The 14,579-nt window shown below is 70.7% G+C and carries 14 protein-coding genes; 10 read left to right on the top strand and 4 right to left on the bottom strand.

The annotated features are described in order from the left end of the window. The first annotated feature begins 10 nt into the window (after window positions 1-10). The 4 genes from FHG10_RS05780 to FHG10_RS05795 all read left to right on the top strand — a co-directional run bounded on the left by FHG10_RS05780 (window position 11) and on the right by FHG10_RS05795 (window position 5,085). The gene (locus FHG10_RS05780) at window positions 11-688 is read left to right on the top strand and encodes an AIM24 family protein (RefSeq protein ID WP_152352359.1); all 678 of its coding nucleotides are present in this window, start codon (window positions 11-13) and stop codon (window positions 686-688) included. 191 nt (window positions 689-879) lie between these two features. Then, window positions 880-2,163: a Gfo/Idh/MocA family protein gene (locus FHG10_RS05785; RefSeq protein WP_152352360.1), complete on the top strand. Its 1,284-nt coding sequence runs from the start codon at window positions 880-882 to the stop codon at window positions 2,161-2,163. A 173-nt stretch (window positions 2,164-2,336) separates the two neighbouring features. Then, a complete protein-coding gene (locus FHG10_RS05790) occupies window positions 2,337-3,824 on the top strand; it encodes an FAD-dependent oxidoreductase (protein WP_152352361.1) in 1,488 nt (495 codons plus the stop codon). 283 nt (window positions 3,825-4,107) lie between these two features. Next, the gene (locus FHG10_RS05795) at window positions 4,108-5,085 is read left to right on the top strand and encodes a zinc-binding dehydrogenase (RefSeq protein WP_152352362.1); all 978 of its coding nucleotides are present in this window, start codon (window positions 4,108-4,110) and stop codon (window positions 5,083-5,085) included. 117 nt (window positions 5,086-5,202) lie between these two features. On the opposite strand, the gene FHG10_RS05800 is transcribed toward FHG10_RS05795, so the two are convergent. Together FHG10_RS05800 and FHG10_RS05805 are read right to left on the bottom strand one after the other, a co-directional pair. Next, window positions 5,203-5,625 carry an organic hydroperoxide resistance protein gene (locus FHG10_RS05800; protein ID WP_152352363.1) on the bottom strand — a complete coding sequence of 141 codons (423 nt, stop codon included), beginning with the start codon at window positions 5,623-5,625 and terminating at the stop codon, window positions 5,203-5,205. Window positions 5,626-5,687: 62 nt separating this feature from the next. Then, window positions 5,688-6,296: a TetR/AcrR family transcriptional regulator gene (locus FHG10_RS05805; protein WP_152352364.1), complete on the bottom strand. Its 609-nt coding sequence runs from the start codon at window positions 6,294-6,296 to the stop codon at window positions 5,688-5,690. Window positions 6,297-6,488: 192 nt separating this feature from the next. On the opposite strand from FHG10_RS05805, the gene FHG10_RS05810 reads away from it, so the two are divergent. Beyond that, complete coding sequence (locus FHG10_RS05810; RefSeq protein ID WP_152352365.1) at window positions 6,489-6,878, top strand: DUF1304 family protein; 390 nt, start codon at window positions 6,489-6,491, stop codon at window positions 6,876-6,878. 80 nt (window positions 6,879-6,958) lie between these two features. Here FHG10_RS05810 and FHG10_RS05815 read toward each other — a convergent pair whose 3' ends face one another. Then, window positions 6,959-7,930 (bottom strand): SDR family oxidoreductase, encoded by a 972-nt coding sequence (locus FHG10_RS05815; protein ID WP_152352366.1) that lies wholly within the window; start codon window positions 7,928-7,930, stop codon window positions 6,959-6,961. Between the two features lie 168 nt (window positions 7,931-8,098). Between FHG10_RS05815 and FHG10_RS05820 the strand changes: the two genes are divergently transcribed. Continuing rightward, a complete protein-coding gene (locus FHG10_RS05820) occupies window positions 8,099-8,695 on the top strand; it encodes a dienelactone hydrolase family protein (protein ID WP_152352367.1) in 597 nt (198 codons plus the stop codon). Continuing rightward, a complete protein-coding gene (locus FHG10_RS05825) occupies window positions 8,692-9,321 on the top strand; it encodes a GNAT family N-acetyltransferase (RefSeq protein ID WP_227488061.1) in 630 nt (209 codons plus the stop codon). Before FHG10_RS05820 ends, FHG10_RS05825 begins: the two co-directional genes overlap by 4 nt. On the opposite strand, the gene FHG10_RS05830 is transcribed toward FHG10_RS05825, so the two are convergent. After that, entirely contained in the window at window positions 9,318-10,529 is a 1,212-nt protein-coding gene (locus FHG10_RS05830; RefSeq protein WP_152352368.1) for a pyridoxal phosphate-dependent aminotransferase, read from the bottom strand. The two genes, FHG10_RS05825 and FHG10_RS05830, sit on opposite strands and share 4 nt — an antisense overlap. Window positions 10,530-11,201: 672 nt before the next feature. On the opposite strand from FHG10_RS05830, the gene FHG10_RS05835 reads away from it, so the two are divergent. Genes FHG10_RS05835 through FHG10_RS05845 form a run of 3 tightly spaced genes read left to right on the top strand, consistent with a single transcriptional unit; the run spans window position 11,202 to window position 14,533 of the window. Continuing rightward, complete coding sequence (locus FHG10_RS05835; protein ID WP_152352369.1) at window positions 11,202-12,113, top strand: carbohydrate ABC transporter permease; 912 nt, start codon at window positions 11,202-11,204, stop codon at window positions 12,111-12,113. Between the two features lie 12 nt (window positions 12,114-12,125). Beyond that, window positions 12,126-13,136 (top strand): carbohydrate ABC transporter permease, encoded by a 1,011-nt coding sequence (locus tag FHG10_RS05840; protein WP_152352370.1) that lies wholly within the window; start codon window positions 12,126-12,128, stop codon window positions 13,134-13,136. 11 nt (window positions 13,137-13,147) lie between these two features. Further along, window positions 13,148-14,533, top strand: coding sequence for an ABC transporter substrate-binding protein (locus FHG10_RS05845; protein WP_152352371.1), 1,386 nt, complete (start codon window positions 13,148-13,150; stop codon window positions 14,531-14,533). Window positions 14,534-14,579: the final 46 nt, after the last annotated feature.

A 14,579-nucleotide genomic window follows, 5' to 3' on the forward strand; every position in this document is an offset into this window, starting at 1 on the left:
GACACCGCACATGCGCAGCACTCTCTTCGACGCCTCGAACCAGGAGAAGCAGACCCAGGAGCGCTGGGTCCTGCAGTCCTCCAAGATGCTGCGCTGCGCCCTGCAGCCGCAGGCCCCCGAGATCATCGCCGCCCAGGGCGTGATGGTCGCCTACCAGGGACAGATGGACTTCTCGTACCAGGGCTCCGGCGGCGGCATGAAGCTGCTGAAGAAGATGACCACGGGCGAGGGCGGGAACCTCATGCGCGTGCGCGGCCAGGGCGAGGTGTTCTTCGCCCGTCGGGCCGACGAGATCTTCCTGATCCAGCTCGAGGGCGATGCGCTCACCCTGAACACCCGGAACCTTCTGGCCTTCGACTCCTCGATCCAGTGGGACATCCGGGGCACGGGCGGTGCGGGCTTCATGGCCGGCGGTCTGTTCAACCTGTTCCTGCAGGGCCAGGGCCTGGTCGCCGTGACGTCCGACGGCCCGCCGATGCTGCTGGACTGCTCGCAGCAGCCCACGTACGTGGACCCGCAGGCGGCGGTGTGCTGGTCGGCGAACCTCACCCCGCAGATCAAGAACGACTTCAAGATGGGCTCGCTCATCGGCCGCGGCTCCGGCGAGTCCTTCCAGCTGGGCTTCCACGGCTCGGGCTTCGTCGTGGTCCAGCCCTCCGAGGGCGCGCCGGTCACGACCGGCTCCTGAGACCGGGGCCTGAGACCGCCTCCTGTGGCCGGGGCCGGCGGCCGGCCTGCTCCGGAGACCGGGGCCGACGGCCGGCGCCCGCGCGCCGGGACCGACGCCCGGGGGCGCGGCGCCCGCCCCGTGATTCCTCCTTCCCACGTGCGCACCGCGCGCGCTAGTGTGTGACCCACACTTTGTTTCAAGGAGGAAATATGTCGTTCACCCTGGGCATCGTGGGCATCGGCCAGTTCGGCACCCACTTCGCCGAGCTCTTCAGCGCCCACCCCGACATCTCCGCGGTCTACGCCGTGGACTCGGTGCCCGAGCGCATCGACGCCATCGAGCAGCGCGAGCGGAACCCCGTGCGCTTCGCCGGGCGCTTCTCGAGCGTGGAGGAGCTGCTGGCCTCCGACGTCGACGCGGTCGCGATCTTCACCCAGCGCTGGACGCACGGGCAGATCGCCATCCAGGCGCTGCAGGCCGGCAAACACGTCTACTCGGCGGTGCCGATGGCGATCGAGGAGGAGGAGATCCGCGAGATCACCCGCCTCGTGCAGGAGACGGGCCTGGTCTACATGATGGGCGAGACCAGTCAGTACAACGCCGCCGTGGTGCTGGCCCGGCGGATCGAGCGCTCGGGCGCCTTCGGCGAGGTCTTCTACGCCGAGGGCGACTACGTCCACGACATGGACCTCGGCTTCTACGACGCCTACAAGTACTCCGGCGGCGACGCCTGGAAGTCCACGGCCTCCTACCCGCCCCTGCTCTACCCCACCCACTCGATCGGCGGCATCCTGGGCGTCCTCGAGGACCGCCACGCGGTCTCCGTCTCGGCCATCGGCCGCCCCGACACCCGCGGCGACGGCGTCTTCGACAAGGACGTCTCGATGTTCGACAACGACGTCTCCAACGCCTTCGCCCTGTTCGAGATGGACAACGGCGGCGCCTTCCGCACCAACGAGCTGCGGCGCGTGGGCTACCCCAGCCACAAGCGCGAGTCCCGCTTCCGCTTCTTCGGTGAGGCCAGCAGCTTCGAGGAGACCGTCGACGTCACCTACTGGCACGACAAGAAGACGGTCCTCGAGGTCACCGACCTCATCCGCACCTCCTCGACGATGAGCCTCGAGGACCCCCGCCTGAAGGACGTCTCCCCCACCCTGCGCGACGCCTTCGTCGCGGGCGCTGCGCGCTCCCACCACCAGGACCGCCTGCCCTCTGAGTTCCAGGGCAAGCCCAACGGTCACGAGGGCGCCCACCACTTCCTGGTCGACGACTTCGCGCGCGCGGTCGCCGGCGGGAAGCAGCCGATGGTCAACGCCTGGCAGGCGGCCCGCTACACCCTGCCCGGGATCATCGCCCACCAGTCGATGCGCGAGGGCGGCGCGCGCCTGGAGATCCACGACCTCGGCGACTGCCCGCTGCCGGTCCAGGATCTCGACGCCGACCAGCCGACCCTCGACGAGGCCGGCCTCGAGGCGCTGCTCTCGGAGGTCTGAGCGGGTCAGGGCAGGCGGCCCGGAGCGTGATCCCGCTTGCTCCGGGCCGCCAGGGTCTGCAGGTCAGTGATTTTCGCGTATAGGCTGGTGCGTAAATCGAGACCAACGGCGACGCCGCTCTCGCCGGACGCGCGCAGCGCCCGCGGGCGCTCGCCCCGGGAACCCGAGGTGCGATGACCACGAACCAGCCTTCCGCCCAGCCCCTGCGACTCGCCGTGATCGGCTCCGGCCCCGCCGGCGTCTACGCCGCCGAGACGCTGCTGCGCTCACCGCAGGTGAAGTCCGGCGAGCTCGAGGTCCAGTGCGACCTCTTCGATGCTCTGCCGACCCCCTTCGGGCTGATCCGCTACGGCGTCGCCCCCGACCACCCGCGCATCAAGGGCATCATCACCGCCCTCCACCGCATCCTCGACCGCGGCGACATCCGCTTCCTGGGCGACGTCGAGTTCGGCACCGACCTCACCGCGGCCGAGCTGCGCGAGCGCTACGACGCGGTCATCTTCGCCACCGGCGCCCTCAAGGACGCCGAGCTGAACATCCCCGGCATCGACCTCGAGGGCTCCTACGGCGCCGCCGACTTCGTGGCCTGGTACGACGGCAACCCGGACTACCCGCGCACCTGGCCGCTCGAGGCCGAGCAGGTCGCCATGATCGGCAACGGCAACGTGGCGCTGGACGCGGCACGCATGCTCGCGAAGTCGGCCGACGAGCTGCTGCGCACCGAGATCCCCGAGAACGTCTACGAGGGCCTGGCCTCCGCGCGCACCACCGACGTGCACGTCTTCGGCCGCCGCGGCCCCGCGCAGTCGAAGTTCACCCCGCTGGAGACCCGCGAGCTCGCCCACCCCCGCGGCGTGCAGATCGTCATGGACCCGGCCGACTTCGCGATGATCACCCCCGAGGAGCGCGAGGCCATCCGCGCCGACCGCCGCCGCGAGCAGGTGTACGCGACGTTCGAGGGCTGGCTGCACGAGCAGCAGGAGCGCGAGGCGAAGGGCCAGGAGCCCACCGACTCGCACGGCGGCCCCGTGCAGCGCCGCCTGCACCTGCACTTCTGGCACAAGCCCGTCGAGGTCGTCGGCGAGGACGGCCACGTCACCGGCATGCGCTTCGAGCGCACTCGCCTGGATGCGGACGGGAACATGGAGGGCACCGGCGAGCTCGTCGACTACGACCTCCAGGCCGTCTACCGCGCGATCGGATACTTCGGCTCCGAGCTGCCCGGCGTCCCCTACGACGAGGCGCGCGGCGTCATCCACAACTCCGCCGGTCGCGTCACCGAGTCCGACGGCGAGGTCATCCCCGGTCTCTTCGCCAACGGGTGGATCAAGCGCGGACCCGTCGGCCTCATCGGCGCCACGAAGTCCGACGCCGCGGAGACCGTCGGGAGCCTGCTCGAGGACCTCGAGGCGGGCAGCATCCCGTCGGCCCCAGACCGCGACCCCGACTCGATCCTGCGACTGCTCGAGGACAAGGGCGTGGAGTTCACGACCTGGCAGGGCTGGACCGCGCTCGAGGAGCACGAGATCGGCCTGGGCGCCGCCGTCCAGGACAGCGAGGGCAACCCGCGCCCGCGCGTGAAGGTCGTGCCCCGCGAGGAGATGGTGCGCGTCGCCCGCGAGGGCCAGCGCGCGCACGAGAGCGCCTCGGCCGACGCCTGAGGGCGGTGCGGCTGACATCGAAGCCGGGTCCCACTGCACCCCGGCCCTGTGCCACGCAGCGCATCCCGAGAACCTCCGACCCCAGCGCGTCCCGGGACTCCGGGGCGCGCTGCCGTCTCTGACGGACCTCACAGCTCCTCGACAGCCACGGGAATGCCCAGCGCCCTATAGTGGAATGGTCATTTCACTACAGGGCGGTCGTCACCGAACCCCGGACGTCGCATCACGCCGTCGCACCGGAGCTCTCCGCCGCGACGCCGCCCGCTGATCCAGGAGGTCCGCCATGCGCGCCGTCACCCATCAGTCCTACGGAGAGCCCACCGACGTCCTCGACGTCACCGAGGTCGCCGAGCCCTCACCCGCTGCCGGCGAGGTGCTCGTGCGCATGCTGCTCAGCCCGATCCACAACCACGACCTCTGGACCGTGCGCGGCACGTACGGCGTGAAGCCCGAGCTCCCGGCCCGCGCCGGGACCGAGGCCGTCGGCGTCGTCGAGCAGCTCGGCGAGGGTGTCACCCAGCTGGCCCTGGGCCAGCGCGTGGTCGCGACCTCGCAGCTCGGGGTCTGGGCGGAGCGCTTCACCGCGCCGGCCACCTCGCTGATCCCCGTGCCCGAGAACCTGCCCGATGAGGTCGCCGCCCAGCTCGCAGCGATGCCCTTCAGCGCGATCTCGCTGCTGCAGCGCCTGGACCTCGAGCCCGGCCAGACCCTCGTGCAGAACGCCGCCAACGGCGCCGTCGGCCGTCTCGTCGCGCAGTTCGCGCGCGCCCGCGGCATCAACGTGGTGGGCCTCGTGCGCCGCTCCGCCGGTGTCGAGGAGCTCGCCGCCCAGGGCATCACGGGCGTCGTCGCGACCGATGAGGAGGGCTGGGAGGATCGCGCCCGCGCCCTCATCGGCGACTCCACCGCCCGCGTCGGCATCGACTCGGTCGGCGGCGAGGCCGCGGGCCAGGTGCTCTCGCTGCTGGCCGACGGCGGGCGGCTCGTCGTCTTCGGCGCGATGGCGGCCCCGGTCATGTCGATCCCCTCGGGTCCGGTGATCTTCCGCGACCTGCACATCGAGGGCTTCTGGGGCGCCCAGGTCTCCAAGGACATGCCGGCCGAGGAGCGCGGAGAGCTGTTCCGCGAGATCATCACCCGACTGCTCGACGGCTCCGTGACCCTGCCGGTCGCCGCGACCTACTCGCTCGAGGACGTGCGCGAGGCGTCCGCCGCGAACTTCGACGCGGGCCGCGTCGGCAAGGTGCTGCTGCGCCCCTGATCGCAGCAGGTGCGTCGCCCCCCCCCCACGGCCGACCCCGCGCACGGAAGAGCCCGCCGGGAGGATCCTCCCGGCGGGCTCTTCGATGATGCGGCGACGTTCAGTCGTCGTCGCCGATCAGTCGTCGGCGACGGTGACGTTCACGGGGATGTTCCCGCGGGTCGCGTTGGAGTACGGGCACACCTGGTGCGCGGCATCTGCCAGGGCCTGTGCGGTGTCGTGGTCGAGCTCGGGGATGACGACCTCGAGGTCGACGGCGAGGGCGAAGCCGCCCTCGTCGTTGCTGCCGATGCTCACGCGCGCGCCGACGCTCGAGCCGTCGATCGAGACCTTCTTCTGGCGGGCCACGGCCTGCAGCGCCGAGTGGTAGCAGGCTGAGTAGCCGGCGGCGAAGAGCTGCTCGGGGTTCGCTCCCTTGCCGGAGCCGCCCATGGCCGTCGGGACGGCCATGTCGAAGGCGAGGTCCGATCCGGAGACCTCGACGTGACCGTCGCGACCGGCGCCGGTGGCGAGCGCCTCGGTGGAGTAGAGAGGCTTCATGGTGGGTTCCTTCCGTCGGGTGCTGCGGTGGACCTGCGGGGTCGGGCCGACGAGCGGTGGGCTCAGTCGACCGACGCGAGCAGGGGTGTGCGGGCCGCGTCGAGGGAGCTGCGTGCGGCGCTCCGGTCGACCCGGCTCATGACCAGGGCCGCGATGAGCGCGGAGACGCTGGTCTCGGTGAGGCGCTCGCGCTCGGCGGCGGAGGCCTCGGGGAAGCGGGCGGCGACGCCGGCGCCGAAGGCGCGCACGAGCTCGGCGCGGTAGGAGGCGATGACCTCGCGCACCGCCTCCTCTCGCGCGATGCCGGCGCAGGCGGAGTTCACGAGAAGGCAGCCGTCGGGCAGGGACGACTGATCCCCCTCCCCGCCATCCCCGATCTCCTCGCCCAACAGTCGGGCGGCGGCACCGAGGTAGTCGGCGAGCGCATGAGGGCTGGGGCGCTCGGCGAGCAGCGGGGCGAGGCCCGGGCGGACCACCTCGTCGAGGTAGTTCGCGATCGCGGCCTCGAAGAGTCCGCGTTTGGAGCCGAAGGCGTGGTAGATGCTCGAGGCGTTCAGCCCCGTGGCCTGCTGGATCGCACTCATCGAGGCGCTCTCGAAGCCCTCGCGCCAGAAGAGCGAGCGCGCGGCGCGCACGACCTCGACGGTCTCGAAGGTGGCGGTGCGTCCCATCTGCTGGCTCCCTCCCGGATCGGACTGCGGCGGCGGCGCGCGGCCGACCGTGCGGCGCCACCCTTCCTGTGGCGCTGTCGTCAGTCTATAGTGGAGCAAGCGCTACAGAAAAGCCCCGCTGGTCACTCGGCCACTCCTCACAGCTCACTTCCCACAGACCGCTCCCCCCGTCACTCCCCACCGGAGGTCCCCATGCTCGTCATCGGTCTCGTCCTCGCCGCACTCGCAGCGCTCCTGCACGTGTTCATCTTCTGGCTCGAATCGCTGGCCTGGGGCAGCGAGCGCGCCCAGGGGGTCTTCGGGGAGCAGACCGCGCAGGAGATCGCGGCGACGCGCCTGCTCGCCTTCAACCAGGGCTTCTACAACCTGTTCCTGGGCGTCCTCGCGCTGCTCGGCGTGCTGCTGACCGCCCTCGGAGCGGAGTCGGTGGGCCCCGCGCTGGCTCTCGCGGGCACCGGGTCGATGCTCGGCACGGCGCTCGTGCTGGGCCTCGCCTCCCCCGCGCACCGCGGAGCCGCCGTGCGCCAGGGTGCGCTGCCGCTGCTCGCGGTCGTCGTGCTGGTTCTCGCGCTCGCGATCTGAGGACCGCACTGCGGGCGGAGCCGCATAGCAACGCGCGGGCCGACGCCGCGCCTCAGGCGCCGTGCCTCAGGCGCCGCGCCTCAGAAGACCGGCCGACCCCCGGTGACGCCGAGCACCGTGCCCGAGACGTACGAGGCCTCGGCCGGGCTCGCGAGGAACACGTAGGCCCCCGCGCACTCGGCGGGCTGGCCCGCGCGGCCCAGCGGGGTGTTCCCGCCGAAGGCCGTGTAGTCCTCGCTCGCGCGGGTGGCCACGTTGAGGGGGGTCCAGATCGGCCCCGGGGCCACGGCGTTCACGCGGATGCCCTTCCCGCCCAGGTCGGCGGCGAGATTCACGGTGAGGTTGTTGATCGCGGACTTCGTCGCGGCGTAGTCCATGAGCGGCACGGAGGGGTCGTAGGACTGGATCGACGTGGTGTTGATGATCGAGGCGCCCTCCCGCAGATGGGGCACGGCCTCCTGGGTGATCCAGAACATCGACTCGAGGTTCGTCGCCAGCGTGCGGTGAAGACGCTCGGAGTCGATGCCCTCGATGCCGCGCGGCTGGGCACGACCCCACTGGAACGCGGCGTTGTTCACGAGCACGTCGAGCCGCCCGAGCTCCTCGACCGTGCGGGTGATCAGGGAGCGGGCGTGTGCCTCCTCGCGGATGTCACCGGGCAGCAGCAGGACTCGTCGGCCCGCGTCCTGGACCCAGCGGGCGGTCTCCTCCGCATCCTCCTGCTCCGCGTCCATGAAGGAGAGGGCGACGTCGGCCCCTTCGCGCGCGAAGGCGATCGCGACCGCGCGGCCGATGCCGGAGTCTCCCCCGGTGATCAGCGCGACCAGGCCCTCGAGCCGGTCATGACCGACGTAGGACTGCTCGCCGTGGTCCGGCACGGGGTCCATGGCATCGGTGAGCCCGGGAGGGTCCTGGTCCTGGGCGGGGAACGAGGGCTCGCCGCCCTCCGTGCCGAGCTCGCGGGCCCGGGCGGCGACGGGGCTGCGCACGCTTCCCTCCCCGGCGACCTCCGCAGACGTCCCAGGGCTGCTGTTCGTGTCCGTCTCGGACATATCGGCTCCTTCCGTCGATAACCCTCCACCGTATGCCCGGCGGGTCGGCGCGTGAAGGGCGGAGGGCCGGGTCGCCCCGTCGGGCCGACGGGCCGACGGGCCGACGGGACCAGCATCGCTGCCCTTCGGGGACGAGAACTGTCCGCAGTCGCCGCTAGCCTTCCGGACATGTCGCGGATCATCCTGTTCCACCATGTCCTGGGCCTGACGCCGGGCGTCGAGGCCGTCGCGTCGGCGCTGCGCGAGGGCGGCCACGAGGTCACGACGCCCGACCTCTTCGAGGGCCGCACCTTCGATGACCTCCCCGCGGGCCTCGCCTACGTCGGCGAGATCGGGGACGACGAGCTGCTGGAACGCGCGGAGCGCGCCAGCGCGAAGTTGCCGGCGGACGTCGTGCTCGCCGGGCTCTCGCTCGGCGCCGTCCCCGCGCAGCACCTGCTGCAGACCCGCCCGGGCGCGTCCGCGTGCCTGCTCCTGCACTCCTTCGTCGATCCGTCGTTCCTGCGCGGCACCTGGCCCGAAGACGTGCCGGTGGACGTGTTCGCGATGGACCACGACCCGTTCTTCGTGGGCGACGGCGATCTCGAGGCCGCCCAGGCCTGGCAGCGCGAGCACCAGAACCTGCGGATCCACCTCTACCCCGGCGACGGGCACCTCTTCAGCGAGCCCGCGACCTCCGACTTCGACGCCGAGACCACCAGCGCGGTGATCGCGGATGCGCTCGCGGCGCTCGAGCGGATCGACTCCGCGGACGCTGAGCGGTGAGCACGCCGCCCGTCGGCCTCACGCGCGCGACCTGGCCGCCGCCGGGCTGCACGATCGTGCCGCTCGGCCCATCGACCTGGGACCCGTTCGCCGAGCTCATCGAGCGCAACCGCGGCATCTTCGGCGGCTGCTGGTGCATCGGCTACCACCCCGAGTGCGGGCAGCGCATCGACCACCGCGCCACCAAGCGCGAGCGCGTGATGGCGGATGCAGCCCATGCCGCCCTCGTCCTGGATGCCGACGGCCTCTGCCAGGCGTGGGCGCAGTACGGATCACCCGAGGAGCTCGCCGGCATCAAGCACAAGCGGGCCTACGACAAGGAGCCGCCACCGCTCCCCGACTGGCGCCTGACCTGTGTCTACGTCGACCCGAAGCATCGTGGGCGGGGGCTCGCGCGGTTCGCGGTCGAGGGCGCGCTCGACCTCGTGGCGTCCGCGGGAGGCGGCACCGTCGAGGCGATCAGCGAGACGACCGTCGGCCGCTCGGCGCAGGGCCGCTTCCTGTTCACCGCGACCGCGGAGCTCCTCGAGGACCTCGGCTTCGCGAGGGTCCGCCAGGTCGGCAAGCACGCCTGGATCCTGACGCGCACCGTCGCTCCGGCGCCGTCATCCGCGGGTCGGCCCTAGCGCCGGATCGAGGCCAGGTGGTCGGCGATGCGGTCGACGGCGTCGGAGAGCAGGCCGACGTCCGGCAGGGTCACCAGGCGGAAGTGGTCGGCGACCGGATAGTTGAACCCGGTCCCCTGCGTGACCAGCAGCTTCTTCGATCTCAGCAGGTCCATGGCGAACTGCTCGTCGCTCTCGATGTCGTACATCTCGGTGTCGATCTTCGGGAACATGTAGAGCGCGCCCTGGGCCTTGACGACGGAGACCCCCGGGATCTCGCTGAGCCCGTCGTAGGCCACGTCGCGCTGGTCGCGCAGGCGCCCGCCGGGCAGCAGCAGCTGGTCGATCGACTGGTAGCCGCCGAGCGCCGTCGCCACCACGTGCTGGGCAGGGACGTTGGGGCACAGGCGCATGTTCGAGAGCACGTCGAGGCCCTCGATGAAGTTCTCGGCGTCGTCCTTCGGCCCGTACAGCGCCATCCACCCGGCGCGGAAGCCGGCCACCCTGTAGGCCTTCGAGAGCCCGTTGAAGGTGATGGTCAGCAGGTCGGGCGCGAGGGCGGCGACATGGGTGTGGACGGCGTCGTCGTAGAGGATCTTGTCGTAGATCTCGTCGGCCAGGATCAGCAGGTCGTGCTTGCGCGCGACCTCGACGATCTCCTTCAGCACGTGCTCGGGGTAGACCGAGCCGGTGGGGTTGTTGGGGTTGATGACGACGATCGCCTTGGTGCGCTCGGTGACCTTGTCGGCCAGGTCAGAGACATCGGGCCACCAGTTCTGCTCCTCGTCGCAGCGGTAGTGCACGGCCTTCCCGCCCGCGAGCGAGACCGACGCAGTCCACAGCGGGTAGTCGGGGCTGGGCACGAGCACCTCGTCGCCGTCGTCCACAAGGGCCTGGCAGGTCATCTGGATCAGCTCGCTGACCCCGTTGCCCAGGTAGATGTCGTCGAGCTCCATCCCGGGCATGCCCTTGGTCTGGTAGTACTGCGCGACGGCGCGGCGGGCCGAGACGATCCCCTTGGAGTCCGAGTAGCCCTGCGCGGTGGGCAGGGTGCGGATCATGTCGACGAGGATCTCGTCGGGCGCCTCGAAGCCGAACGGGGCGGGGTTGCCGATGTTCAGCTTGATGATCTTGTGGCCCTCTGCCTCCATGCGCGCTGCCTCTGCGGGGATCGGCCCGCGGATCTCGTAGCAGACGTCGCGCAGCTTGGAGGACTGGGTGAGGATCATCGTTCGGCTCCTAGGGCTCAGGGCCCGGTTCGCGGCCGGCAGCGCGGCCGCAGCCCCGCGGGCGCGAGGCTGCGGCCAGGGTATCGCCGGCGGCCGGGCCCGCAGCACGCGCGTCTCACGAGGTGCGCTGCGGGACCCCTCTCCTTTCACTCCGCTCGCAGCGGCCACGCCGCTCACGACCCTCGAGTGGTACGAAATCGTTGCCATGGCGCGCGATGGCAACGATTTCGTACCACTCGCGGTCCGCCCGCAGTCGCGTCCGCGCTCGTCCCCGCACTCGCGTCCGAGCTCGCGTCCGCGCTCCTGTCCGAGCTGGGCCCACGGCACCCCGCGGACGCGACTGGTGGTCGCCTCTTGACGCGGGCGCTCCCGCCATTTAGTTTCGTCGCGTAAGTAATCGGGTGTCGAGGTCGACTCCCCGGAACCGCCGATGCCGTCGCAGAACGCTCGCGCATCGGACGTCACCACCAGCCGCACGACGGTCCGAGCCGTCCGCACCCGCACAGCCCGCATTCGCACAGCCCACCCCCGCACAGCCCGACCCGCACAGCCCGCCCCGAACAACCCATCCGGGCCTCCCGCCCGGGCATCCCGCCTCCGCACCACCGTCGGGATCGCGGGTCCGGGCGTCGGCCGAGGGCCCCGCCCGTCGCCGCCCACGAGAGGACAACGATGTCTGCCGCATCCACAGCCGGGCCTCCGCCCGCACGACGCAAGCACCGGGACGACACCCGCCTGGCGCTGCTGTTCATCCTGCCGGCGAGCGTCGGCCTGCTGGTGTTCCTCGTGTGGCCGCTACTGACGGGCCTGTACTACTCGCTCACCGAGTACTCGATCCTCACGCCCCCGAAATGGGTGGGCCTCGAGAACTACACGAACATGCTCAGCGACCCCGTGTTCTGGAAGTCGCTGCGGGTCACCGTGCTGTACGTCGTCATCAACATCGCCGTGCAGACGGTCCTCGCGCTCCTCATCGCCGTGCTCATGCAGCGCCTCACGCAGAACACGTGGCTGCGCTCGCTCGTGCTCACCCCGTACCTGGTCTCCAACGTGGTGGCCGCGATCGTGTTCCTCTGGCTGCTGGACTCGCAGCTGGGCATCGTGAACCTGATCCTGCAGGGCATCGGCTTCGACCCGGTCTCCTTCTGGGCCAACGAGAAGTGGGTGATCCCCACGATCGCGCTGGTCAACGTGTGGCGGCACATGGGATACACGGCCCTGCTGCTGTTCGCGGGCCTGCAGTCGATCCCCGAGCAGCTCTACGAGGCGGCGCGCACCGAGGGCGCCGGCGAGTGGCAGCTGTTCCGCCGCATCACCCTGCCGCTGCTGCGGCCCATCCTCGCGCTCGTGCTGATCATGTCGATCATCGGCAGCTTCCAGGTCTTCGACACCGTCTCGGTGACCACGCAGGGCGGTCCGTCGGACGCCTCGAAGGTGCTGCAGATGTACATCTACGAGAACGCCTTCGGGCAGTACCAGTTCGGGTACGCCTCCGCGCTCTCGGTGGCGCTGCTGGTGATCCTCATGGTCATCACCTTCGCCCAGTACTTCCTGACCCGTGCCGGCCAGTCGGACCTGGACTGAGAGGACGCCCAGATGAGCACCGCCACTCCCGCCGTCGGCCCGTCGGCCGGCTCCCCCGCCGGCACCGCCGGCACCGCCGGCACCGCGCCGACCGGCGCCCCCGAGGGCCCGTCGGCACCGTCCGCCTCCGAGTCCGCGCGCCGCCGCCGGCCCCTGTCGCCCGGGCGGATCCTCGCCTGGATCGTCATGATCGTGATCCTCCTGGTGACGCTGTTCCCCTTCTACTGGATGCTGCGCACGGCGCTGTCCTCGAACACGGCGCTGGCGACCGACCCGACCAGCCTGCTGCCGGTGGACTTCTCGCTCGGCGGCTTCGAGCGCGTGTTCGGGCTGCAGGACGTGGAGACCGCGGTCTCCCAGGGCGGCTCGGGCGCGTCGATCAACTTCTGGCGCTACCTGCTGAACTCGGTGATCGTCGCGACCGTGATCACCGTGGTGCAGACCTTCAGCTGCGCGATGGCCGCCTACGCCTTCTCACGCCTGCGCTGGAGGGGCCGCGAGACCGTGTTCCTCATCTTCCTGGGCGCGATGATGATCCCGCAGATCTTCACGCTGCTGCCCAACTTCATCCTCATCAAGAACCTGCATCTGGTGGACACGCTCCTGGGCATCATGCTGCCCACCCTGTTCATCTCGCCGTTCGCGATCTTCTTCCTGCGCCAGTTCTTCAACAACATCTCGCGGGAGGTCGAGGAGGCGGCGCTCATCGACGGCGCCTCGAAGCCGCGCGTGTTCTTCACGCTGATCCTGCCGATCAGCTCCGCGCCGCTGGCGACGCTCGCGCTGCTGACGTACATGACGGCGTGGAACGAGTACTTCTGGTCGCTGATGGTCTCCTACACGGACTCCTCGCGCGTGCTCACCGTCGCGCTCGGCGTCTTCCGCGCACAGTCGCCCCAGACGGGCACGGACTGGGCGGGGCTGATGGCCGCGACGCTGGTCGCGGCGGCGCCCATGCTGATCCTCTTCGTGCTGTTCGCGAAGCGGATCGTGAACTCCATCGGCTTCAGCGGGATCAAGTGAGGGACGCACCCATGACACGCACGACACCTCGTTCCCCCGGCCGCGCGCTCAGCCGTCGGTCCCTGCTCGGCGGCACCGCCGCCCTCGGCGCCGCGGCCGCGACCGGCGCCCTCGCCGGCTGCTCGGGCGACGCCGCCGCGAGCGGCACGACGCGGCTGGACTACTGGCTGTGGGACGCCAACCAGCTGCCCGGCTACTCCCAGGCGATCGACCTCTTCATGGAGCGCAACCCCGACCTCGACGTGCGCATCACGCAGATGGGCTGGGACGACTACTGGACCAAGCTCACCGCGAGCTTCGTCGCCGGGGCCGGGCCCGACGTCTTCACCGACCATCTGGGCCGGTATCCGGAGTTCCTCACGCTCGACGTGATCGTGCCCCTGGACGACTTCGATCCGATCGCCGCGATCCCCGACGACCAGTACCAGCCGGGCCTGCAGGAGCTGTGGACCGGGCAGGACGGCAAGCGCTACGGCCTGCCCAAGGACTACGACACGATCGCGCTGATGTACGACGCGAAGACGCTGGAGGAGGCGGGCCTCTCCGCCGACGACCTCGAGGGCCTGGACTGGAACCCGCAGGACGGCGGGAGCTTCGAGAAGGTCCTCGCGCGTCTGGCGAAGGACACCAGCGGCAAGCGCGGGGACGAGAAGGGCTTCGACCCGAAGAGCGTCGCCCGCTACGCGCTCGCGGCCGACCCGGCCACCGACTACGTCGGCCAGACCACCTGGTCGCCCTTCGCCTTCTCCACCGGGTGGACGTTCACCGACGAGAAGACCTGGGGCACCCGCTTCAACTACGACGACGAGGACTTCCAGGCGACCCTGGACTGGTTCTTCGGTCTCGTGGACAAGGGCCTGCTCGCGCCCTTCGGCCTGTTCGGCGACTCCAGCCCCGCCGAGACCCAGATCCAGGGCGGCAAGGCGGCCGTCGCCCTCGCCGGCTCGTGGATGATCGGCACCTATGCGGGCCTCGAGGGCGTGGACCTGGGCATCGCTTCCCTGCCGTCCGGGCCGATCGGGCACCCGATGTCGATGTTCAACGGCCTGGGCGACTCGATCTCCTCGCAGTCGGAGCACAAGGAGGACGCCGCGCGCCTGGTGGCGTTCCTGGGCTCGGACGACGCCCAGGAGATCATCGGTTCGCGCGCCATCGTCTTCCCCGCCTCCGACGCCGGCACCGCCGCCGCCGTGAAGGCCTACGAGGACAAGGGCCTGGACGTCTCCCCGTACACGGATCGCGTGAAGAAGGGCGAGACGGGGCTCTACCCGCTGGTCGAGAACGCCGCCCAGATCATGTCGATCATGCAGCCGGCCTTCGACGACCTCTGGATGCGCAAGACCAAGGCCGACTCCTTCACCGCCTACAACGACAAGGTCAACGCCCTGTTCGAGTGAAGGGCGGGGCGCGGCGCGACTCCACGGCCCCTCGGTTCCGCGCTGG

Origin of the sequence: Brachybacterium subflavum, from assembly GCF_009299795.1 — a bacterium.
In the GTDB taxonomy this organism is placed as follows: Bacteria; Actinomycetota; Actinomycetes; order Actinomycetales; family Dermabacteraceae; genus Brachybacterium; species Brachybacterium subflavum.